The organism is Ulvibacterium sp. (assembly GCF_965248315.1).
Classification (GTDB): Bacteria; Bacteroidota; Bacteroidia; order Flavobacteriales; family Flavobacteriaceae; genus Ulvibacterium.
The window spans coordinates 588703-612140 of sequence record NZ_CBDFIX010000002.1; the positions used below are offsets into that span (position 1 = coordinate 588703).

Genomic DNA, 23438 nt, shown 5'->3' on the forward strand with positions numbered 1-23438 from the left:
TCCCTTAAAAGATTAAGTTCTTTTTAGATTTTAATTTATCGGCCTCTATGGTATAAGCTGCCATTATCTGTGGTATTGTATTCAAAATCCGAACGATGTTAGCCCCCAAATCAATATCTTCCTGTTCAATTTTAAGAAAGTAATCCACTTCTTTATATTCTGGTAAAAAGTGGTAGGTAACAACGGAGGTTTCGTCTTCAAAAAGATTATCCCTTGTCATACTCTCTTCTATTAAGCTACTGTTATTGATTAAATTCCAATATCCATCGTTGACCCGGTCCTTCCACTCAAAAAACGGGAAAGATATATGCTCCATGGTTTCCAGGTCTTTAGAGGTTCTTCTAAAATTGGACTTCAAATGAAAATTTAATTTATATACAAGGGCATAGTCTTCCAAACTGCTATGAACCGCTATTAGTTCGAAGGAATCCTCACATAAATCTTCTGTAATTCTATGTACTGCTACCATGGGTGTACAAAACGTAAATATAGGATTAATAACGAATACAGCCTAAGCTGGGGAAGGCAAAGAATTTTTTAAAAAAGAGATTTTGATTTTTCAATTAGTTCCGGTTCTCCATTTTATCCTGTAAGGCGTAATACGCTCTTTTTGAAGCTCTTTCTTCAGCCTTTTTTTTTGATGTGGCCCTAGCTTTTGCCATTACCCTTCCATCAATGGATAGTTTAACCGCAAAATGTTTTAACGCATCGTTGCCAGTATCTTCATAAACATTATAATTAAAGGTCTTTTTTTGCTTTTGGCACCACTCAATAACAAGGCTTTTATAACTTATTACCTTTCCTTCCAATTGTTCAATATCAACATAAGGCTCAATAACTCTATCATTTATAAACTTTTCACAATATTTGTAGCCCCTGTCCAAATAAATAGCTCCTACCAAAGCTTCAAAAACATTCCCATGAATATTGTCTCCAAAATGGGACTTTGGAATCCTGCTTTCAACAAATTTTATAAGATTCAGATCCTTTCCCAATTCGTTGAGGTGTTTTCTACTTACTATTTTTGAGCGCATTTTTGTGAGATATCCTTCATCACCTCCCGGAACCTCATTATATAGATACTTTGAAATTATGGTTCCCAACATGGCATCGCCCAGAAACTCCAAACGTTCATAGTTCAGGGGGTTCCCATTTTCATCCTTTCTGTTAATGGATCTATGTAGAAAGGCCTTTTTGTATACCTCCAGCTTCTTGGGCTTAAATCCTAAAATTTTTGTTATCCCCAAAAAAAAATCCCCATCCTCTTTGGAATGGGAATTGAATATATTGGAACGAAAATTCATCTCGGAATTTAACTGATTTTTTTAAATACCACACAGGCATTATGACCTCCAAATCCGAAGGTATTGCTCATAGCCACATTTACCTCTCGCTTTTGGGCTTTGTTCAATGTTAAATTTAGTTTTGGGTCTATATTTTCATCTATAACGCTATGATTTATAGTCGGGGGAACCATACTATTCTCCATAGCCAGGATGGACGCAATAGCTTCTATGGCCCCGGCCGCACCCAACAAATGGCCCGTCATGGACTTTGTTGAATTGATATTTATGTTTGGCGCATGTTCCCCAAATATCTCCGAGATGGCTTTAAGTTCGGCCACATCTCCCAAGGGCGTGGATGTCCCGTGGGTATTTATAGCGTCTATTTCATCGATTTTAAGACCGGCATCATTAAGACAATTCTGCATAACCTTTACCACCCCTATTCCATCGGGATGTGGGGCGGTCATATGATAGGCATCACTGGATAGCCCTCCTCCAACGAGTTCAGCATATATTTTTGCTCCTCGGGCCTTCGCATGTTCATATTCCTCGAGAACAAGCGCTCCAGCTCCCTCGCCCAATACAAAACCATCCCTGGTTGCATCAAAAGGCCTAGAGGCAGTTTCCGGGCTATCGTTTCTAGTAGATAGGGCATGCATAGCACCAAATCCACCCATACCGGCAATGGTTACGGCAGCTTCGCTTCCTCCAGTAACTATTACATCACAATACCCCAAACGAATATAGTTAAGGGCATCTATCATAGCATTCGCCGAAGAAGCACATGCGGATACCGTCGTATAATTAGGTCCCATAAATCCATGCTTTATGGAGATGTTCCCAGGTGCTATATCCGCAATCATTTTTGGAATGAAAAAGGGGTTGAACCTTGGTGTACCGTCACCGGCGGCAAAGTTCATCACTTCATTTTGAAAGGTTTCCAAGCCTCCTATTCCAGCTCCCCAAACTACTCCGACACGAAATTTATCTACCGCATCCAAATCCAATTTTGAGTCGCTTATAGCTTCATCCGAAGAAACAATGGCATACTGTGAAAAACGATCTAGTTTACGTGCCTCTTTCCTATCGAAAAAGTCTTCTGGCTTATATCCTTTAAGTTCACAGGCGAATTTAGTCTTGAACTTTTCAGTGTCATAATAGGTAACCGGTGCCGAACCGCTCTTGCCATTCACCAAGCCCTCCCAATACTCCTTTATATTGTTGCCGATAGGTGTCAACGCACCCAATCCGGTAACCACAACTCGCTTTAATTGCATTGAACCAAATTTTTGTTTTTAGGAAATGGTCGGGATTTCCCCAATCCGTAAGCAAATCGTAAATTAAAAAAATTATCCATGCGATAGATTTACCACATGGATAATTTCAAATCTTGTTCAAAAAATCATACGATTACTTCGCTTCTTCTATATAGCTTATGGCCTGACCGACCGTTGCAATATTTTCAGCCTGATCGTCAGGGATTTGAATGTCAAATTCTTTTTCGAATTCCATAATTAACTCAACAGTATCCAATGAATCCGCCCCTAAGTCGTTGGTAAAGCTAGCCTCGGATACCACTTCATTTTCATCAACTCCCAATTTATCGACGATGATAGCTTTTACTCTTGATGCAATGTCTGACATAATAATATCGGTTTTAAAAATTTAAATTGTTGGCAAAAATAAAAAACTTTGGTGTAATAATGCCATTTGTGCCCAAAATGTCTCGTAATTTAAGAAATTTAGATACAAGAATGGTATTTTAGCCCGTAAATAAGCACATCACTTTCTAACGCTAACTTACCCCATGAAAAATATAGTCCTATTTGCCTCGGGTTCCGGTTCAAATGTGGAAAACATTGTACAATATTTTGAATCCAATACGGAGGTTACCATAACGGCAGTTCTTTCCAATAATAAGGATGCCAAGGTTTTGGAAAGATGTAATAAACTAAATATTAGCGCATTGTATTTTAATAAGACTTCTTTTTATGAAAAAGGTCTAGTTCGTAAAATTCTTAGGACATTAAGTCCAGATCTTATTGTATTGGCCGGATTTTTATGGAAGATGCCACAGGACTTGATTCAAGATTTTCCAGATAGAATTATTAACATTCACCCTGCCCTGTTGCCCAAATATGGAGGAAAAGGTATGTACGGCAATCATGTTCATCAGGCGGTCAAAGACAATATGGAGACCGAAACCGGGATAACGATACATTTTGTAAACGAAAATTATGATGAAGGCGCCATCATCTATCAGGCCACGACCAACATATCACCCGAAAATACGATCCAGGCCATAGCTAACAAGGTACAAGCACTGGAGTACGAATACTTTCCAAGAATCATTGAGAAACTTCTGAATGAAGGGTAATGGCCAAAAAAAAGAAATTTTATACGGTCTGGAAAGGGAAAAGACCAGGTATCTACACTAGTTGGGAAGAGTGTAAAGATGCCATATCGGGTTATAAGGGCGCGCAATACAAATCCTTTCCCAGCTTAAAGGCTGCCCAAGATGCCTATAATGATAGTTATGAGGAACATAAAGGTAAAAAGAAGGATAGTCCAGGATTAACCCCACAACAACTTCTTAAAATTGGAAATCCCAATTACCACTCCATTTCTGTTGACGCAGCATCCAGCGGTAACCCAGGGGTTATGGAATACCAAGGCGTGGATACCAAAACCGGTAAAAAACTATTCAGACAAGGTCCTTTTGTGGAAGGAACCAACAACATTGGGGAATTTTTGGCCATTGTACATGGGTTGGCGTTTTTAAAGGATCGTAGAAGTAATCGCCTCATTTACTCGGACTCCAGAACCGCAATCAGTTGGGTTAGGAAAAAAAGCTGTAACACCCAATTGAAAGAGACCGAAAAGAACAAACCCCTTTTTGACCTTATCCGCCGTGCGGTTTCCTGGTTGAAAAGTAACTCCTACAGCACTCCTATTGTAAAATGGGAAACCAAGGCTTGGGGCGAAATCCCAGCTGATTTTGGTAGGAAGTAAGGCCCTTCCCACATTCCAAAAGATTAGTGCCATCCATTTGAAGAGTTTTAATAACTTGATTTGTCACATACTCGCTATTGGCATTTCAAAACTGTATATTTGCAGCAAATTTTAAATGTTAAATGGGTAAACTTCTAATTGTTGGCACAGTCGCCTTTGATGCCATTGAAACACCATTCGGGAAAACTGACAAAATCTTAGGCGGAGCGGCAACCTTCATTGGCTTGGCGGCATCACAGTTTAATGTAGACTCGGCCATTGTATCCGTAGTAGGCGATGATATGCCCCAAGAATACCTGGATATGCTTTCCGGAAGAGGTATTGACCTTTCAGGACTGGAAATTGTTAAGGGCGGAAAGACGTTTTATTGGAAAGGCAAGTATCATAATGACCTTAACGCCAGGGATACCCTGATAACGGAGTTAAATACATTAGCTGATTTTAATCCTATTGTCCCCAACGATTACAAGAATTCTGAGGTTGTCATGTTGGGCAATCTGCACCCTAATATCCAAATCAGCGTAATAAACCAAATGACAAAACGACCAAATCTAATCATTTTGGATACGATGAATTTTTGGATGGACAATGCATTGCAAGAATTATTGGAAGCAATTAAAATGATCGATGTCCTCACTATTAACGATGAGGAGGCCAGACAACTTACAAGCGAACACTCTTTGGTAAAGGCAGCGGAGGAAATACAGAAAATGGGCCCAAAGTATGTGGTCATAAAAAAGGGAGAACATGGTGCTCTCCTGTTCTATAAGGACAATGTGTTTTATGCCCCCGCCCTTCCACTGGAGGAGGTTTTTGATCCTACGGGGGCCGGTGACACCTTTGCAGGAGGATTTTCAGGCTACCTTGCCGCGACAGGAAATACTTCCTTCAATAGTATTAAAAATGCCGTTATCCATGGTTCCAATCTAGCTTCGTTCTGCGTAGAACGTTTTGGAACGGAACGGATGCGGGACTTGGAAAAGGCGGAGGTGAGCAAAAGGTTACATCAATTTAAAGCCTTGACACAATTTGAAATCGAATTACAATGAGTACATGCCCTGATAAATCGGGGCTTTTTTAATTTAAAAGTAAAATGAGCGACGCCATCAAACATGAGTGCGGAATTTCCGTAATACGCCTGTTGAAGCCCTTGGAATACTATCATAAAAAATACGGTACGGCCTTTTATGGTGTAAACAAAATGTACCTAATGATGGAGAAGCAACATAACCGAGGGCAAGATGGGGCAGGTTTTGCCAGTATTAAGTTGGATATGGCTGCCGGGGAAAGGTATATGAGCAGGGTTCGGTCCATAGAACAGCAGCCCATACAGGATATCTTTGCGCAAATTACAGATCGTATTAATTCGGCTTTCAAAGCACATCCCGAAGAGGTGGATAACGTGGCTTGGCAAAAAAAGAACATTCCCTATGTAGGGGAACTTTTGTTGGGCCATGTGCGTTATGGAACTTTTGGCAAGAACAGCATAGAAAGCGTACATCCTTTTTTGAGGCAGAATAACTGGATGCACCGTAATCTCATAGTCGCAGGGAATTTCAACATGACCAATGTACATGAGTTATTTGATAATTTGGTGCAATTGGGACAGCATCCCAAGGAAATGGCGGATACGATTACCGTTATGGAAAAAATAGGTCACTTTTTGGATGATGCCGTTGCCAAGCTTTATAAACAAATTAAAAAAGAGGGATATACAAAACAGGAGGCCTCTCCGTTAATCGCTGAACGATTACGAGTTTCCAAGATTTTAAAACGTGCCGCAAAAAATTGGGATGGTGGTTACGCCATGGCAGGGTTGTTAGGCCATGGGGATGCATTTGTATTGAGAGATCCCGCGGGAATTCGTCCTACCTATTATTATAGAGATGATGAAGTTGTGGTGGTAGCATCGGAGCGGCCCGCCATACAGACCGTCTTCAACGTAAGTTATGAAGATGTGAAGGAGCTTGAACCTGGGCATGCCATTATTATAAAAAAGAACGGAGTTTCCGACATAAAGGAAATACTTGAACCAACAGAAAGAAAAGCCTGTTCTTTTGAACGCATTTATTTTTCTAGGGGAAGTGATAAGGAAATATACCAAGAACGCAAAGAATTAGGAAAAAAAATCTTCCCACAAATTTTGACCGCCATTGACGGGAATATCAAAAAAACGGTATTCTCCTATATACCAAATACTGCCGAAACCTCATTTTTGGGAATGGTTAAAGAAGCCCAAAACTATCTTAACAAAAAAAAGGAAGAACAAATTTTATCCATAGGCAGCAAAATAACAAGTGAGCAGCTACATGAAATTTTAGAAGTAAGGCCAAGAATCGAGAAAGTTGCAATCAAGGACGCAAAGTTAAGGACCTTTATTACCCAGGACAGTAGCCGAGACGATCTCGTAACCCACGTCTATGACATCACCTACGGTTCGGTCGAAAAAGGGGATAACCTTGTTATTATAGATGATAGCATTGTGAGGGGCACAACTTTAAAGAAGAGTATCCTAAGAATCTTAGATCGTTTATCTCCCAAAAAAATAATTGTGGTTTCTTCAGCCCCTCAAATCCGGTATCCCGATTGTTATGGAATCGATATGGCAAAATTAGAGGATTTTATTGCCTTTCGCGCCGCGTTGGCACTACATAATGAACATGGCAGCTACTCTGTTGTAGAAGATATATATAGGAAATGTGTTGATCAATTACAAACCAAGGATAAGGATGTCATCAATTACGTGAAAGAATTCTATGCGCCATTTACGGCTGAAGAGATATCCTATAAGATTGGGCAACTGCTAAGCCCAAAAGATATTAGGTCCGAAGTACAGATTATATACCAGACTATTGAAAGCCTACACGAAGCTTGCCCCAAAAATTTGGGTGATTGGTATTTCACCGGCAACTATCCCACTCCAGGAGGAAATAGGGTAGTAAATAAGGCATTTATCAACTTTTTTGAAGGCAAGAACCAAAGAGCTTACTAAGTGCATTTATCGATGAAACGCACAAATTTGTGCGTTTCATCGATCATTGTTGCCTTTCGTCGGGTTTATGGCCTATAAGGAGTACAGCCAACCTATTTTAGGTCTGCCATAGCATAAGTAGGTTAAGTTCATGGTAAGATTTGGGGCAAAAAAGGTGGAGGCTTCTCCACCTTTTTTATTTTTGCTAAATGTATTTTGTATTCCTTTTCCTCCTATTTAATAGGACAATAACCCCTGCGAAGTATTTCAACCAAGGATAAGGGCGTTCATCCAAAACCTTTTTCAAAATAGAATCCTTGCACTATGTTTGGAGGACCATAGCATAAGTAGGTTAAGTTCATGGTAAGATTTGGGGAAAAAGGCGGAGCTGAGCTCCGCCTTTTTATTTACACCCAAATTTTTAATCGTATTTCTTTTCTCACAGTATTTAATAAAACAATGTGCTTTAGGAGGCATTTCAACCAAGGATAAGGGCGTTCATCCAAAACCTTTTTCAAAATAGAATCCTTGCACTATGTTTGGAGGACCATAGCATAAGTAGGTTAAGTTCATGGTAAGATTTGGGGAAAAATGGCGGAGCTGAGCTCCGCCATTTTTATTGCTGAAAGTCAAGTATTTAACAAGGTTTAACCCACTTTTATCTGTATTAATCCATGTTCTTTCAGTTTAAATCCCTTAAAATTTCTTAAAATTTCTTTTTTATTTCCCACAATACCAGTAATTTAGTATTGCCATAGCATAAGTAGGTTAAGTTTATGGTAAGATTTGGGACGAAAAGGGTGGAGGCTTCTCCACCCTTTTCTATTTTAAAAAAGACATAAAAAAATCCCGCGAAAACGCGGGATTCCATAACTTAGGATTATCTCCAACTCTTAATCAATCTAATGTCATCCGCTAACTATTGGACGTATACAGCTCGCTTACTTTTTCCCAATTGATCACATTAAAAAACGCATTGATATAATCAGGTCTTCTGTTTTGATAATTTAAATAATAGGCATGCTCCCAAACATCCAATCCTAAAATAGGATAACCATCACAGCCCGCTTCCGGCATTAACGGATTATCTTGGTTAGGGGTGGAGCAAACCTTCAACTCTCCTCCCGGATGTACACATAGCCAAGCCCAGCCCGATCCAAACCTTGATCCCGCAGCACCGCTAAATTCGTCCTTAAAGCCATCAAAAGAACCAAAGGCACTATCTATCGCGTTCGCCAATTCCCCGGAAGGAGCTCCTCCTCCATTGGGCGACATAATTTCCCAAAACAACGCATGGTTATAATATCCTCCGCCATTATTTCGAACAGCTGAATTGGACATGTCCAATTCTCCAAGAATGTCCTCAATACTCTTATTTTCAAGATTACTCCCCGCTATCGCCCCGTTCAATTTTGTAGTATAACCATTATGGTGTTTTGTATGATGGATTTCCATGGTCCTGGCATCAATATGTGGTTCCAATGCATCGTAGGCATAAGGTAATTTAGGTAATTCAAAAGCCATTTTTTATAGTGTTTTTAGTTAATAAATATTGCAACTCAAATTTACATTTTTTAACAAACATATTCCCATAATTATTTGTTAAGAACCATTTCAGATTCCTTATTTTGCAATTGGAATGTCTAATACTTCTTTCAAAATATACAACGCTTCGGCAGGGTCTGGCAAAACATATACTCTTACAAGGGAGTATTTAAAAATTGCCCTTTCCTCACCCAAAAGTTTCAAGAAGATTTTAGCCATTACATTTACCAACAAAGCGGTTAACGAAATGAAAAACCGTATTTTGGACAACCTATTTGATTTTAGTCGTACAACGGATATAAAAAAGGCAACCTCATTGTTTCTGGATGTTATGGGCGACCTGAAATTAAATCAAGAGATCTTACGAAATCGTTCAAGGCTCACACTTAAGGACATACTTCATAATTATGCCTTTTTTGATGTTTCTACTATAGATAAATTCACACACCGTTTGATTCGGACTTTCGCGCGAGATTTAAAATTGCCCCAGAATTTTGAGGTAGTTTTGGACAACGACATTGTCCTGAGTGAGGCGGTAGATCGTCTTATTGCCAAAGCAGGAAGCGAGAAACAATTGACCCAGGTGCTTATTGAATTTGCACTTGAAAAAATAGATGATAACAAGAGTTGGGATATAGCCTTCGACCTTAATAAAGTAGGAACACTTCTGTTTAACGAGACCCACGCCTATTACATTAAAAATTTGGAAAACAGAACCCTGGAAGATTTTACGGCGTTAAAAAAACATATTCGTTCTGAAATCAAATCACTGGAAGAGAAGGCGTTGTTATTGGCATACGATGCTTTGGAAGTAATCAATGCTTCAGGATTGGAAGCCCATGACTTTCCAAGGGAAACGCTGCCCAATCATTTTAAAAAAATCCGCGCATCGGAGTTTAATCTTTACAAGCTCTACAACAATAGGTTGGAAGACTCCCTTTCGAAGGGAAAAATATTGAAGTCTGGCATTGAACTTCCCTCACCGGAATTTGCTACAAATCTTCTTACAATATATCTAGAAATAAAAGAAATCCTACACCATAGGGCGTTTCTAAGAAACATTTACGCAAACATAGTTCCCCTTACCTTGCTAAATGCCATTCATCGGGAAGTGAAAAACCTCCAAACGGAACGTGATCAATTGTCCATTTCGGAGTTTAATTCCATAATATCCAAGGAAATTAAAAATCAGCCGGCCCCTTTTATCTATGAACGCTTGGGAGAAAAGTATCGCCATTACTTTATTGATGAATTCCAGGACACCTCAGAAATGCAATGGAACAACCTTACCCCTCTTATAGACAATGCCCTGGCTAGTGAAAGCGGATCTCTCTTCTTGGTAGGGGACGCCAAACAGGCCATATACCGTTGGCGGGGAGGTAAAGCGGAACAGTTTCTGAACCTTATGAATTTAACCGTCAATCCGTTTGTCGTTTCTCCAACTCTAGAGACTCTCCCAAAAAATTACCGCAGTTTTGAGGAAATTGTAAAGTTCAACAACTCCTTTTTTAAAAGCACAAGCCCTTTCCTTAACAACAAAATGTATAACGTCCTATTTGAAAAGGGCAACGAACAGGAGTTCAATTCACAAAATGAAGGCTTGGTCAAAATCACTTTTTTGGAAAATGGAGTAGACCGGAACCCTGACGAGTTGTATTGTCATAAAGTTTTTGAACACATTGGGGAATTATTGGAAAAGGAATATCGATTTGAGGATATCTGTATTCTTACCCGTAAAAGAAAGCATGGGATTCTTTTGTCGGACTTTTTAATGCGCCAAAATATTCCTATTGTCTCGTCAGAAACCCTATTGCTCAAAAAAAGTCCTAAAGTAGATTTTCTCATAAACCTTCTTACCTACGTCAATCAACCAGGGGATTTGGAAACGAGTTTTGAAATTTTAAATTTTCTAGCCGGCGACATACCTGGGAAACATTCCTTTATAGTAACTCATTTAGAAAATCCCATATCCCTATTTCAAGAGAAACACGATTTTAATCTGGAGGAGTTGAATCGACTATCGGTTTACGATAGCTTGGAATACGCCATAAGGCAGTTTCGCCTAGCAGAAAAATCGGATGCCTATTTGGTGAATCTATTGGATTTTGCTTTGGAAACAGAGCATAAGGAAGAAGGTAGTATATCGGCTTTTTTATCACATTGGGAAAAGAAGAAGGAAAAGTTAAGCATAACAGCCCCCACAGCTTACAATGCGGTACAGATAATGACCATACATAAGGTCAAAGGACTGGAATTCCCCATTGTAATTTTTCCATATGCCAATTCCAATATATATGAAGAGATAGACCCCAAACTATGGCTGTCTGTTAAAAGGGATCGCTATAACGGGTTTTCAGAGGTTTTGATCAGTAAGAAAAAAGAAATGGGCGGATACAGTAAAATGGCCGCTGAATTATTCAATGAGGAACAATATAAATTGGAATTAGATGCCTTTAATATATTATATGTAGCCCTTACCCGTGCCATTAAGGGCTTATATATTATCTCTGAAAAGGATTTCACTTCAAAAGGCGACTATAAAACGGATAGGTATTCGGGGCTATTTATCCATTTTTTAAGGGAAAAAGGAATATGGCAGGAAAACAATTCCCAATATCAATTTGGTACCCTACCTTCACCATCGCCCAAAAGTAGCCCTCAATATTTGGAAGAGACTATCCCTTACACCTATTCACACAAAGATAGGACAGGTTTTCAAATCTTATCCAAATCTGGTATGCTATGGGACACGGAAAGAGAAGCAGCCATTTTAAGAGGGAACCTTATACATTATATATTAGGCAAAATTGAAACATCGGAGGATGTGGAAATTTCTTTTGATCATTTGATCCAAAATGGGGACATTGAAGAGAACGAAACCAATTTGTTGAAAGGCATAATCCATAAGATCATCTACCACCCAAAATTGCGAGACTATTACAGCAAGGGAAACATCATAAAGAACGAGAAGGATATCATTTCAAAAGATGGTATAATTTTGAGGCCGGATAGAGTGGTGCTTAAGGGTAACAAAGCCACCATAATAGATTATAAAACCGGAAAGAAGAATCCTAAGCATCATGAACAACTATATATGTATGCGGATACCTTGGAGCTTATGGGATATGATATAGAAAATAAAATCATTGTATACATTGAAAAAGAAATAAACCCAGAATTCATTTAGAAACCAATACCTATGTACGGAAAGATAAAAGAATACTTAAGCGAAGAATTGAATGCTATAAAGGAGGCAGGGCTCTTTAAGGAAGAACGTATTATTACCACACCTCAAGATGCAATAATCAAAATTTCCACCGGGGAGGAAGTCATTAATTTTTGTGCCAACAACTATCTTGGGCTATCGTCCCATCCGGAAGTAATTAAGGCCGCCAAAGAAACTTTGGATTCGCATGGTTTTGGGATGTCGTCAGTACGTTTTATTTGTGGCACCCAAGACATTCACAAAGAGTTGGAACGTAAAATAGCACAATTCTATGGTGCCGAAGATACCATATTATACGCGGCAGCCTTTGATGCCAACGGCGGAGTCTTTGAGCCCCTGCTCACCGCAGAGGACGCTATTATCTCAGATTCCCTCAACCATGCCTCAATAATAGATGGTGTTCGTCTTTGTAAGGCAATGCGATATAGGTACGCCAATAGTGACATGAACGACTTGGAGAAACAGTTGAAACAGGCCAATACGGATGGAGCTCGATTTAAAATTATTGTAACGGATGGCGTGTTTTCTATGGATGGGCTCTTGGCTCCTTTGGATGAGATTTGTGATTTGGCGGATAAATATGATGCTCTAGTAATGATAGATGAATGCCATGCAGCAGGTTTTATAGGTGAAAAAGGTAGAGGGACCTTAGAGGAGAAAGGGGTGATAAATCGTATCGATATCATTACCGGCACCCTTGGGAAGGCCCTTGGTGGTGCCATGGGTGGTTATACAACGGGAAAAAAGGAGATAATTGAAATGCTGAGGCAACGGTCCCGGCCCTATCTTTTTTCAAATTCCCTGGCACCTGCTATTGTGGGTGCCTCCATAAAAGTCTTTGAGATGTTGGAAAAGGATACTTCATTGCGCGATAAACTTCAAAGGAATACCGAATATTTCAAGAAAGGGATGAAAGAGGCAGGTTTTGATATCATAGATGGAGATTCCGCTATAGTACCGGTAATGCTCTATGATGCCAAACTATCCCAACAAATGGCAAACATGTTACTAGAGAAAGGAATCTACGTTATTGGTTTCTTTTACCCAGTGGTACCCAAGGGGCGTGCAAGAATTAGGGTGCAATTATCCGCAGCCCACGAAATGGAACATTTGGATCGGGCACTTGCCGCATTTAAGGAGGTTGGAGAGGTATTAAAAATCGTTTAAAGGTGTTATTTTTTCTATAAACTGCGTTAAAAAAAATAGAAAATTGATTTTGTTAATAATATTTAACAACTTACATTTGCAGCTAATAAACACTTAAACTTAAAATTTTGAACATGAAACATCTTAGCAAATTATTGGTTGTTGCCCTACTTGCAGTAGGATTCAACAGCATACAAGCGCAAGACGAGAATAACCCTTGGCAGGTTCAGTTTGGGGTAAATGCCATAGACGTATATCCAACTGGTGATGTAAGTTCCTTTGGCAATGAGTTCTTCAATGCGAACGATCACTGGAATGTCCTTCCATCTATCTCCTACGTAGGTGTATCCAAGTCGGTAGGTAGCGGGTTTTCCGTTGGAGCTAGAGGTTCCTTGAACAAAATTAGCAAGTTTGGGGATACTAGGGTAGATGATCTCTCTCACTATGCGATTGATGGTACCATAAAATATGCCTTTTCTCCAAACACTTTCATAGACCCCTTCATTGAAGTTGGCGGTGGTTATACCTGGGTAGACGAAATAGGTGCCGGTACTGCAAATGGTGGTGTAGGTATCAATTTCTGGTTCACGGAAAATTTGGGCCTTACTGTTCAAACACAGTATAAGCATGCATTTGAGGATTATGGAGTTACTCACTGGCAGCATTTGGCCGGTATTTCCGTTAAATTCGGAGGAACCGATACAGATGGTGATGGTATATACGATAAAGACGATGCCTGTCCAGAAGTTGCAGGTCTTGAGGCTTTCAACGGTTGTCCCGATGCTGATGGAGATGGAATAGAAGATAGCAAGGATAGCTGTCCTAATGAAGCTGGATCTAAAGAAATGAACGGTTGTCCCGATGCTGACGGAGATGGAATTGCCGATAAAGATGATGCTTGTCCTAACGAAGCAGGTCTTGCGGCCTTAGCCGGTTGTCCCGATGCTGACGGTGACGGTGTTGCCGATAAGGATGATGAGTGTCCTAATGAGGCTGGTCCTGCTGAAAACAAAGGATGCCCATGGCCAGATAAAGATGGTGACGGTGTGTTGGACAAAGATGATCAATGTCCTGATGTTGCCGGTACCGTAGCCAACCAAGGCTGTCCTGAAGTAACCGAAGAAGTTCAAAAGCAATTGAACGACTACGCTAGAACTATCTTGTTCGATACAGGTAAAGCTAGTATAAAAGCTGAATCTACTTCCGTAATGGTTGATATTATTCAAATTTTGAACGAGTATCCTAATGCCAAGTTTACTGTTGAAGGACATACTGATAGTGTAGGTAGTGCTAAATTGAACCAAGGTCTATCAGAAAAAAGAGCACTTTCCGTAAAAGAGTTCTTGGTAGAAAAAGGTATTGATGAGTTCAGATTGTCAGCCATTGGTTATGGAGAAGACAAGCCAATAGCTACTAATAATACTAGAGCTGGTAGAAAGCAAAACAGAAGGGTAGAGATTAACTTAGTAAAATAAGCTCTCCAAAGTACTGAGATAAATTAAGTTAAAAGCCCTGACAATTATGTCAGGGCTTTTTTTATTTTTAGCTATGCAGAGTTTTTTGGAAGAAGTCATTAATGAGATATGGCAGAAGCACGGTACCTTTGAAAATATTGTTTTCGTACTTCCCAGCAAACGGGCCGGAACCTTTCTAAAACATAGTATAGCAACAACAAGTAATAAGCCGCTTTTCGTTCCGGAAATATATAGCATTGAGGACTTTATCCAAAAGATTTCCGGCCTCACTTCCATTAAGTCCACACAACAGCTCTTTGAACTTTATAGTGCCTATAAAAAAAGTTCGTATCCGAATAAAGACGACTTTTTCGCCTTTTCTAAATGGGGAAGGACCTTGCTCCAAGATTTTAATGAAATAGACCGCTACATAATTAACACGGAAGAACTGTTTTCCAGTTTATCCGAAATTCAGAGATTAAACCAGTGGTCATTGGGTGCGGAAAAAACCAAAATCATGAAGGAATATCTCAAGTTTTGGGATGGCTTGCAGGAACTTTATGATGTATTTAACTCAACATTATTGGAAAAAGGGCTCGGCCATCAAGGATTAATATATAGACAGGCTTGTGAACGGTTGGATGACTATGTTAACGCCATTGGGCACCAAGCACATATTTTCATAGGATTCAATGCCCTAAATACAGCAGAGAGCCAGATTATCCAAAAAATTCTTTCGACCACTAAGTCCGATATTTATTGGGATCTAGATACTTACTTTTTAAATGACCCCGTACATGATGCTAGTCATTTTATTAGGTATCATCTTCGAAAGTGGCCCTATTTCCAGAACAACGCTCCAAAAGGCATCGGAACGAACTACAACTCCAAAAAGAAAATTCAAATCATAGGTGTTCCTAAAAATGTAGCCCAAGCCAAATACGTAGGACAGCTTTTAAACGAATTGAATAAACCAGTCTCAAACGGATTAAAGAATACGGCGGTTGTGCTTTCGGACGAGACCCTCCTCAACCCTTTATTAAACTCTATTCCCCAAGAAATTGAGCGCGTAAATATCACGATGGGCTATCCTTTGCAAAAAACATTGGTCGCAACTTTGTTCTCACAGCTCTTGAATCTTAATATCCATAGGACCAATACAGGATGGTACTATCAGGATGTTCTGGATTTGCTCTCCCATCCCTATATTCAAAAGGCATTGGGTCAGGATATAAATGGCAATGTGGTTTCCTTGCCCGAAGAATTAAAGAAAAAAAACTGGGCCTATCTGGATACAAATAAAATCACATCGGTATTAGGCACAAAAAAAGATGTGGTTTCCTATCTATTTTCACATGACACACCTACCCCGGAAGAGTTTATAAAGCACTGTTTGGCCATTATTAAACTTTTAAAGGACAGCTTGTACAACTCCAATGAAAAGCTCATCCTGGAATACCTCTATAGGTTCTACAACCTTTTCAACCAAATATTGGGGATGCTGGCTAAATATGACTTCATAAAGGACTTAGAATCGCTTCAAGGCCTCTATCAAGATTTGTTATCAGTGGAAACCCTGGATTTTAAGGGCGAGCCCTTGGAAGGACTTCAGGTAATGGGAATGTTGGAAAGCCGAAATTTGGACTTTGAGAATGTAATCATTACTTCGGTCAATGAGGGTATTCTCCCTTCGGGTAAATCCAATAATTCCTTCATCCCCTTCGATCTTAAAGTATATCACGGTTTACCAACGTATAAGGAGAAGGATGCTGTTTATACCTATCATTTTTACAGATTGCTACAACGGGCAAAGCAAATTTTTATTCTATACAATACGGAACCGGATGTCCTTGAAGGAGGGGAAAGGAGTAGATTGATTATGCAACTTTTAACGGATGAACATAAAAAAGATGACATTCTTGAAAAAACAGCTGCCCCATTAGTAATGGCTCCTCCCAAAAACATAAATTCCATCATAAAGGATGATAACTTGCTAAATCTTATAAAAAGTCAGGCTAGCAGAGGATTCTCACCTACCTCCTTGAGTAATTACATTAGAAATCCCTTAGATTTTTACAAGAGAAACTTGCTCGGAATCAATGATGTAATGGAAGTTGAGGAAACCGTGGCCGCCAATACTTTTGGAACTATTATTCACGATACCTTAGAACATATCTACACCCCTTTTGTTGGCAAATATTTGTCTGCTCCACATCTCAAGGCGGCCATACCGAATATAGAAAGGTTAGTGAAACTCAACTTTGCGAAGAGCTATCCCGGCAGTGATATTACCAAAGGGAAGAATCTCATTGCCTTTAAGGTAATGGTAAGATACATTAACAACTTCATCAACCTTGAAATTGAACAACTAAATCATCATCAAATTAAAATTATTGCCTTAGAAATCAAGCTGAAAGCCCAACTTGACATCCCTAAAATCAGCTTTCCCGTAGTCTTAAAAGGAAAGCTAGATCGTGTAGATGAAATTGATGGTACTGTCCGAATTATCGATTATAAGACCGGGACGGTTATATCGTCGCAAGTAGAAATAACAACTTGGCAGAACATAATCGAAGATTATAAATATAGCAAGGCCTTTCAGTTACTGTGCTATTCCCTGCTTTATCACCAAAAAAATCCTTTGGACATGCTACAAGCCGGTATCATTTCATTTAAAAACCTAGGTGCCGGACTTCTTCAATTTGCCACCAAAGAAACCAAAAACAGTAGAAATAAGGATAGGAAAATCACCCAAAAAACCTTGGAGGTCTTTAGAATACAACTGGAAAAATTAGTATTTGAAATATGTAATCCCGATGTGCCTTTTATAGAAAAAGAGGTTTAATATTACTTTTTATCGGGTCTACTGGGCCTAACTTCAATTTTACTGGGTAATGTCCTCGGATGCATTTTAAGCAGGTCTAGAACCAATTCCCCAATATCTTCGGGTTGTATTTTCCATGAATCCTTTTCATCTGGTTCGTTGTTGTTAAAATGGGTAGCCACGGATCCCGGCATAATAGTGGATACCTTGATATCATATTTGCGTAAATCCAACATAGCGGCCTGGGTAAACCCGACCACCCCAAATTTAGTTGCGTTGTATCCGGCACCTGACGGGAAAAAATTGGTCCCGGCTAAACTGGCCAAGGTCATATAATAACCCTTTGACTTCTTCAATGCCTCTACCGACGCCTTCAATGTATGGAAGACACCATTGAGATTGGTATTTATCATCTGGTGCCAGTGTTCTTCGGACATTTCGTCCACAGGAGCAAAATGACCTACTCCGGCATTGGCCAGCACAATATCCAGCTGTCCCCAATGATTCAAGATCTTCTGTATGGCCCCCTCTTCGTCGCCATGTTTGGTTACATCGGATTGCAGGGCCAAAACGTTTTCTTCATTACCTAACCTTTTGGCGGCTTTTTGAACGGTTTCCAAGGTTCTTCCGCTAATGGCAACCCTTAAGCCTGCCGCAATCAACTTTTCGGCCACTCCATATCCTATTCCTTTTGAGCCTCCCGTAATATAGGCTACTCTATTTTTTAAATTCATCATCGAATTAATTTTCTGAAAAAATACCATTCCAACGATTAAAATGGCAATGGAAAGCGTTATTGTTTTCTTAAAAAACAAACCACCGCTAAAGCGGTGGTTTTGGTGGAGAATACCGGAGTCGAACCGGTGACCTCTTGCCTGCCAGGCAAGCGCTCTAGCCAGCTGAGCTAATCCCCCGAAATTTTAGGCCCCAAAGGAACTACTTTTTGAGAAAGTATCAAAATGCAAATCAATCTTTCTTAACGCTCAATACCAATACCGGAATAGGAACGGAAAATTCCGATTTCAAGATGGTATTCTTCTCCCACAATTTTTTGAAGAAGCCCCTCTTTCTTCTAAATACACAGAGCAAATCTGGATCCAAGGATTGAAAATGCTCCAAAACACCATGATAGGTGGTGGCATTCTCCGTAACGGTCAAGTTGGAGCAAATATCCATCAAAGCCGTATTTACTTGCAAATCCTCATCAGAATACCCCGGAGTCTTTACCAACAGCAAATTCACTTTAGACCTATGCTTCCTTTTTATCGCAATAAGCGGGTCCAAAATCCTGTTTCTTTTCAAAATTCCCGACTTAAAGGCAGTCATTATCCTTTTAAAGGGTTTGTATTGGGTTCCCTTGGGAATAATCAGGGTTGGAATGTCAGTTCTTTTAATGATACGTCCCGAAACATTGCCCAAATACAATTCTTCCTGAATATCAGAACTTCGCGGAGCGATAATAATAAAGTCAATGCCCAATTCCGAATCAATTTCCTTTATACCGTCAATTATATCCCCATTGTAAGTAACTATCTGTATGGAAATTCCCTTGGCATCTACCTTTGCCACAACTTCTTTTAGGCGTTCCTTGCCACTTTCGGCAACTTTTTCCTTAACATTTCCTAGACTACCTGCTTTGGTCTTTACATTGAAAGCCTCCATAACACAGATGTCAAAAGAAAACTTTACGGCGAAATCCACAGCGTATTGCAGTGTTTCATGAGAATCAGGAGAGGTGCCTATTGGCACCAGAATTTTGTCCATGTTCCTACTATTATGATTATTACTCTAAATTTACAACAAATAAAGCAACTGTGATAAGACGTGCAAAAATAGGGGAAATCCCTGAAATACTCGCCATAACCAAAGCCTGTGCCACTTATATGATAAAAAAGGGGATTTTCCAGTGGAATGAACACTACCCTTCCCAAAATGCATTTGAAAAGGATATTGAAAGGGGGGAGCTCTTTGTACTGCTATTGGATGGCTCTATAATAGGCACCATTGTAATCTCCACTCTGATGGACGAAGAGTATGTTCCCATAACATGGTTGTCTTCCAATAGGAACAATCTCTATATCCATAGGTTATCCGTACACCCAAAGTATCAAGGAAAGGGATATGCACAGCAACTCATGGATTTTGCTGAAAAATATGCCAAGACAAATAACTTCACTTCTGTACGTCTTGACACTTTTAGCCAAAATAAGCGCAATCAAAAATTCTATGAAACAAGGGGGTATCAAAAATTAGGGGATATTTACTTTCCAAAACAAAGTGAGCATCCTTTCCATTGTTATGAACTACTTCTCTAATTCTCGAACCTATCTTTGAAAACCGCAATTAGTTTTAAGACCATAAATAGGCTTGCAGTTCCAGCAACCATTGCCGGAATTGCCGAACCTATTTTATCAATAACGGACACTGCCATTGTGGGAAACATTCCTGTGGACGGACTGGAATCTTTAGCCGCGGCTGGTATTGTAGGGTCCTTTTTATCTATGCTAATCTGGGTCTTGGGACAAACGCGCAGCGCAATTTCGGCCCTTATAGCACAATATTTGGGTGCAGGGCGTTTGGAAGATATAAAAACCTTGCCTGCACAGGCCATCTATTTAAACATTACTCTCAGCATTCTTATTTTACTTTCAACAATCTTTTTGGTAGATGATATTTTTCGATTGTTAAACGCTTCAGGCAAGATATTGGAATACTGTATCTCCTATTATTCAATTCGGGTCTGGGGATTTCCTTTAACACTCTTCGTCTTCGCGGTAATAGGGATTTTTACAGGACTTCAAAACACCTTTTGGCCTATGTTGATCGCCATAACCGGAGCAATACTTAATATTGTACTGGACTTCATCCTGGTTTTTGGCATAGACGGTATTTTGGATCCACTTTATTTGGAAGGAGCGGCCTGGGCCAGTCTTATTGCCCAAGGCACAATGGCCCTAATGGCATTCGTCCTTTTGATTGCAAAAACGGATATTCATTTAAAACTTCAATTACCGATACACCCAGAACTGGGAAGGTTAATTGGTATGAGCCTAAATCTCTTTGTGCGGGCAATAGCCTTAAACGTTGCCCTAATCTTGGCCGTACGTGAGGCGACCAATTTGGGAGATAGATATATAGGGGCCCATACCATAGCCATCAATCTTTGGCTATTTTCCGCCTTCTTTATTGATGGATATGCAGCGGCCGGCAATATTATGGGAGGACGCCTTTTAGGGGCCAGGGATTATCATGGATTATGGAGATTGACCAAAAAAATTACCCAATATGGCCTCGCAGTTAGTTTCGTTCTGGTCCTTATCAGTTCTCTTTTTTATAAGCCCTTGGGTGATATTTTTTCCAATGACACAATTGTTCTTGAAACTTTTTACAGCGTCTTTTTTATAGTAATCATAGGGTTGCCCATAAATTCCATGGCATTTGTATTGGATGGTCTCTTCAAAGGGTTGGGAGAAATGAAATACTTGAGAAATGTTTTACTCCTTGCCACTTTTTTGGGCTTTGTCCCTATACTCTATTTAAGCAAGTATTTAGGTTGGGGGTTACATGGTATTTGGATCGCCCTTACCTTTTGGATGGTTATCCGCAGCGGGGCCTTGGTCGTCAAATTTTGGCAAAAGTTTCGGCCACTGGCGCAAAACAACTAATTTTAGGTAAAACAAAGCCATATGGGCACGAATAGGGAAAACGGGAGTCTATATACGAGGATAGATGGCAAAGTGGCCACAGTGGAATTTGGGCATCCTGCCGGAAATTCCTTTGTGGCCGAACTTTTAAATCGGCTGACCAATGAGTTGCATGCCCTTTCCGAAAATCAAAATATTTCCGTTGTCGTCCTAAAGTCGGAAGGTGATCGGGTTTTCTGTGGAGGGGCTTCCTTTAACGAACTGACCGCTATCACAAATATAGAAGAGGGAAGACTATTTTTTAGCGGATTTGCCCATGTAATCAATGCCATGCGCAGCTGTAAAAAGCCGATTATCGGTCGCGTTCAAGGCAAGACCGTAGGTGGGGGCGTAGGCCTAGCGGCGGCATGTGATTATGTTTTTGCCTCCGTTAACGCCTCCATCCGACTTTCTGAAATCTCTATTGGAATTGCCCCTCTGGTAATTGGACCGGTCGTGGAGCGAAAAATAGGAAAGGCTGCCATTGCAGAACTATCCTTCTCCCCTACTGAATGGAAAAATGCCTACTGGGCGAATGAAAAGGGGCTCTTCTCCAAAGTCTTTGATACCCCTGGGGAAATGGACAAAGAATTGGATTTTTCCGTAAGTCAGCTTGCGGGATATAATCCTGAAGCCCTTCAAGAATGGAAAAAAACGCTTTGGGAAGGAACCTCACATTGGGATAAATTATTACTGGAACGGGCAGCGATAACCGGAAAATTAGTGCTATCAGAATTTACAAAAAAAGCCTTGGCAAAATTTAAAAAATAACGGTAACCATCCATGAAAAGAATGCAAAAACAAAGAATTATCCCGATACTATTGCTGCTCCTTTTTATAACAAATGGTTGTAAAAAAGATAAAGCCACGCCAAAGGACAGTCCATCCCCAAAATGGTATAAGGGAAACCTACATACCCATTCCTATTGGAGTGATGGTGATGAATTTCCCGAAGTGATTTTGGATTGGTACAAAGCCAAGGATTATCAATTCATCGCCTTATCCGATCATAATATCTTGGCAGAAGGTGAAAAATGGATCGAGATTTCCGAGGATTCCCTTTATCAAAAAGCGTTTCAAAACTATTTGGAAAACTATGGATCCCATTGGGTGGAACATAAGATAGATTCAGGGCGAACTTTGGTCCGGTTAAAAACATACGAAGAGTATAAAGGACACGCCGAGGAAGAAGGTGAATTCCTGATTATCCCATCCGAAGAAATTACTGATAGTTTTGAGAACAAACCCCTGCATATGAATGCGACCAACATTCAAAACAAAATTGAACCCCAGGGCGGAAGCAGTGTGTTGCAAGTGCTACAGAACAACATTGACGAGGTAATCAAACAAAGACAAGAAACAGGAGTACCTATTATGCCCCACATAAACCATCCAAATTTTCACTATGCCATTGACCTCAACGATATGATAGCATTAAATGGGGAACGATTTTTTGAAGTATACAATGGGCATCCTATGGTTCACAATATGGGTGATTCGGTCCATATTTCAACAGAGGAAATGTGGGACCTCATTAATATTTCATACTTGGAAAAGAAAAAACCGCTACTTTACGGTTTGGCCACGGACGATTCCCATCATTATCATAAGAAAGGCAGTGAATGGAGCAATGCGGGACGGGGCTGGGTAATGGTGCAGACCGACTCTCTCACCGCTACTTCCTTGATTGACGCTATGGAATCGGGGGACTTTTATGCCAGTACGGGGGTGTCACTTAAAAAAGTGGAATATGCTAAAAACAAGTTATCTATTGAAGTATTGGAAGAAGAGGGAATAAACTATACCCTAACATTTATCGGTTGTAGAAAAGGAAAGTCACAACCGGAAGAGTTCGTTTCCACTAAAGGAACCAGGGGCGATTTTGAACTTACTGATGATATATTGTTTGTACGTTGTAAAATAATTTCGTCCAAATTGCAGGACAATCCTATTGAGAGTATTTTATATGAAATGGCGTGGACCCAACCGGTACTTAAAATGGATAACCCCTAAAAAATCGGAGGCACAGGGAGAGACATCAAAACGAGTCGCTCTGCAAAATTGGTGGATGGAAATTCCAATAATGCTTAAAATAGTACGTTCTATTTCTCAAAATTAATTTCTATGGATATTCTAAATTTTCTGAATGGTGATTTGGTCTTTCCGTTGCTGGCCCTTTTTGTAGTAATCGTTTATTTTGTAAACCGGGTCAGGACAAGAAGGAAGTTTAAGAGATAAAAGGGTAAAAGTTAAACCTCTATTTCCAATATCATCAAAAACCATTTTCTTCC

General features: G+C 39.9%; 19 protein-coding genes and 1 tRNA gene. 12 read left to right on the forward strand and 8 right to left on the reverse strand.

Features of this window, described 5'->3' with window-relative positions; genetic code table 11:
- Nucleotides 1-4: 4 nt before the first annotated feature.
- The 4 genes from ACP2AF_RS04150 to ACP2AF_RS04165 form a co-directional block, all read right to left on the reverse strand.
- Nucleotides 5-469: an IPExxxVDY family protein gene (locus tag ACP2AF_RS04150; RefSeq protein ID WP_120710198.1), complete on the reverse strand. Its 465-nt coding sequence runs from the start codon at nt 467-469 to the stop codon at nt 5-7.
- Between the two features lie 94 nt (nt 470-563).
- Complete coding sequence (gene rnc, locus ACP2AF_RS04155; RefSeq protein WP_425234983.1) at nt 564-1304, reverse strand: ribonuclease III; 741 nt, start codon at nt 1302-1304, stop codon at nt 564-566.
- Between the two features lie 8 nt (nt 1305-1312).
- Entirely contained in the window at nt 1313-2563 is a 1251-nt protein-coding gene (fabF, locus tag ACP2AF_RS04160; protein WP_425234984.1) for a beta-ketoacyl-ACP synthase II, read from the reverse strand.
- Nucleotides 2564-2696: 133 nt separating this feature from the next.
- Nucleotides 2697-2930, reverse strand: a complete 234-nt coding sequence (locus ACP2AF_RS04165) for an acyl carrier protein (RefSeq protein WP_047247024.1) — start codon at nt 2928-2930, stop codon at nt 2697-2699.
- Between the two features lie 163 nt (nt 2931-3093).
- Between ACP2AF_RS04165 and ACP2AF_RS04170 the strand changes: the two genes are divergently transcribed.
- From ACP2AF_RS04170 to ACP2AF_RS04185, 4 genes are all read left to right on the forward strand, one after another.
- Complete coding sequence (locus tag ACP2AF_RS04170) at nt 3094-3663, forward strand: phosphoribosylglycinamide formyltransferase (protein ID WP_425234985.1); 570 nt, start codon at nt 3094-3096, stop codon at nt 3661-3663.
- Entirely contained in the window at nt 3663-4298 is a 636-nt protein-coding gene (locus tag ACP2AF_RS04175; protein WP_425234986.1) for a viroplasmin family protein, read from the forward strand. The genes ACP2AF_RS04170 and ACP2AF_RS04175 overlap by 1 nt, the downstream gene beginning before the upstream one ends.
- 122 nt (nt 4299-4420) lie before the next feature.
- Nucleotides 4421-5347 (forward strand): PfkB family carbohydrate kinase, encoded by a 927-nt coding sequence (locus ACP2AF_RS04180; protein WP_425234987.1) that lies wholly within the window; start codon nt 4421-4423, stop codon nt 5345-5347.
- Between the two features lie 44 nt (nt 5348-5391).
- Nucleotides 5392-7290, forward strand: coding sequence for an amidophosphoribosyltransferase (locus ACP2AF_RS04185; protein WP_425234988.1), 1899 nt, complete (start codon nt 5392-5394; stop codon nt 7288-7290).
- A gap of 894 nt (nt 7291-8184) precedes the next feature.
- Here the strand turns inward: ACP2AF_RS04185 and ACP2AF_RS04190 are convergent.
- Nucleotides 8185-8793 carry a superoxide dismutase gene (locus ACP2AF_RS04190; RefSeq protein ID WP_425234989.1) on the reverse strand — a complete coding sequence of 203 codons (609 nt, stop codon included), beginning with the start codon at nt 8791-8793 and terminating at the stop codon, nt 8185-8187.
- A gap of 115 nt (nt 8794-8908) precedes the next feature.
- On the opposite strand from ACP2AF_RS04190, the gene ACP2AF_RS04195 reads away from it, so the two are divergent.
- The 4 genes from ACP2AF_RS04195 to ACP2AF_RS04210 all read left to right on the forward strand — a co-directional run bounded on the left by ACP2AF_RS04195 (nt 8909) and on the right by ACP2AF_RS04210 (nt 17485).
- Nucleotides 8909-12001 carry a UvrD-helicase domain-containing protein gene (locus tag ACP2AF_RS04195; protein ID WP_425234990.1) on the forward strand — a complete coding sequence of 1031 codons (3093 nt, stop codon included), beginning with the start codon at nt 8909-8911 and terminating at the stop codon, nt 11999-12001.
- Between the two features lie 12 nt (nt 12002-12013).
- Nucleotides 12014-13207 carry a glycine C-acetyltransferase gene (gene kbl, locus ACP2AF_RS04200; protein WP_425234991.1) on the forward strand — a complete coding sequence of 398 codons (1194 nt, stop codon included), beginning with the start codon at nt 12014-12016 and terminating at the stop codon, nt 13205-13207.
- A gap of 113 nt (nt 13208-13320) precedes the next feature.
- The gene (locus ACP2AF_RS04205; protein ID WP_425234992.1) at nt 13321-14661 is read left to right on the forward strand and encodes an OmpA family protein; all 1341 of its coding nucleotides are present in this window, start codon (nt 13321-13323) and stop codon (nt 14659-14661) included.
- 73 nt (nt 14662-14734) lie between these two features.
- On the forward strand, nt 14735-17485 hold the full coding sequence (locus ACP2AF_RS04210; protein ID WP_425234993.1) for a PD-(D/E)XK nuclease family protein: 2751 nt from the start codon (nt 14735-14737) through the stop codon (nt 17483-17485).
- Between the two features lie 2 nt (nt 17486-17487).
- Here the strand turns inward: ACP2AF_RS04210 and ACP2AF_RS04215 are convergent, their stop codons facing one another.
- From ACP2AF_RS04215 to ACP2AF_RS04225, 3 genes are all read right to left on the reverse strand, one after another.
- Nucleotides 17488-18201, reverse strand: coding sequence for an SDR family oxidoreductase (locus tag ACP2AF_RS04215; RefSeq protein WP_425234994.1), 714 nt, complete (start codon nt 18199-18201; stop codon nt 17488-17490).
- Nucleotides 18202-18301: 100 nt separating this feature from the next.
- Nucleotides 18302-18378: transfer RNA gene (locus tag ACP2AF_RS04220), tRNA-Ala, on the reverse strand.
- Between the two features lie 52 nt (nt 18379-18430).
- Nucleotides 18431-19228, reverse strand: coding sequence for a universal stress protein (locus ACP2AF_RS04225; RefSeq protein ID WP_425234995.1), 798 nt, complete (start codon nt 19226-19228; stop codon nt 18431-18433).
- A 50-nt stretch (nt 19229-19278) separates the two neighbouring features.
- Here ACP2AF_RS04225 and ACP2AF_RS04230 point away from each other — a divergent pair, with 50 nt between their 5' ends.
- The 4 genes from ACP2AF_RS04230 to ACP2AF_RS04245 are packed head-to-tail and all read left to right on the forward strand — an operon-like array spanning nt 19279 to nt 23160.
- Nucleotides 19279-19779, forward strand: coding sequence for a GNAT family N-acetyltransferase (locus ACP2AF_RS04230; RefSeq protein ID WP_425234996.1), 501 nt, complete (start codon nt 19279-19281; stop codon nt 19777-19779).
- 15 nt (nt 19780-19794) lie between these two features.
- Nucleotides 19795-21129 carry an MATE family efflux transporter gene (locus ACP2AF_RS04235; RefSeq protein ID WP_425234997.1) on the forward strand — a complete coding sequence of 445 codons (1335 nt, stop codon included), beginning with the start codon at nt 19795-19797 and terminating at the stop codon, nt 21127-21129.
- Between the two features lie 21 nt (nt 21130-21150).
- Nucleotides 21151-21918, forward strand: a complete 768-nt coding sequence (locus tag ACP2AF_RS04240; protein WP_425234998.1) for an enoyl-CoA hydratase/isomerase family protein — start codon at nt 21151-21153, stop codon at nt 21916-21918.
- A 21-nt stretch (nt 21919-21939) separates the two neighbouring features.
- Nucleotides 21940-23160: a PHP domain-containing protein gene (locus tag ACP2AF_RS04245; RefSeq protein WP_425234999.1), complete on the forward strand. Its 1221-nt coding sequence runs from the start codon at nt 21940-21942 to the stop codon at nt 23158-23160.
- Nucleotides 23161-23438: the final 278 nt, after the last annotated feature.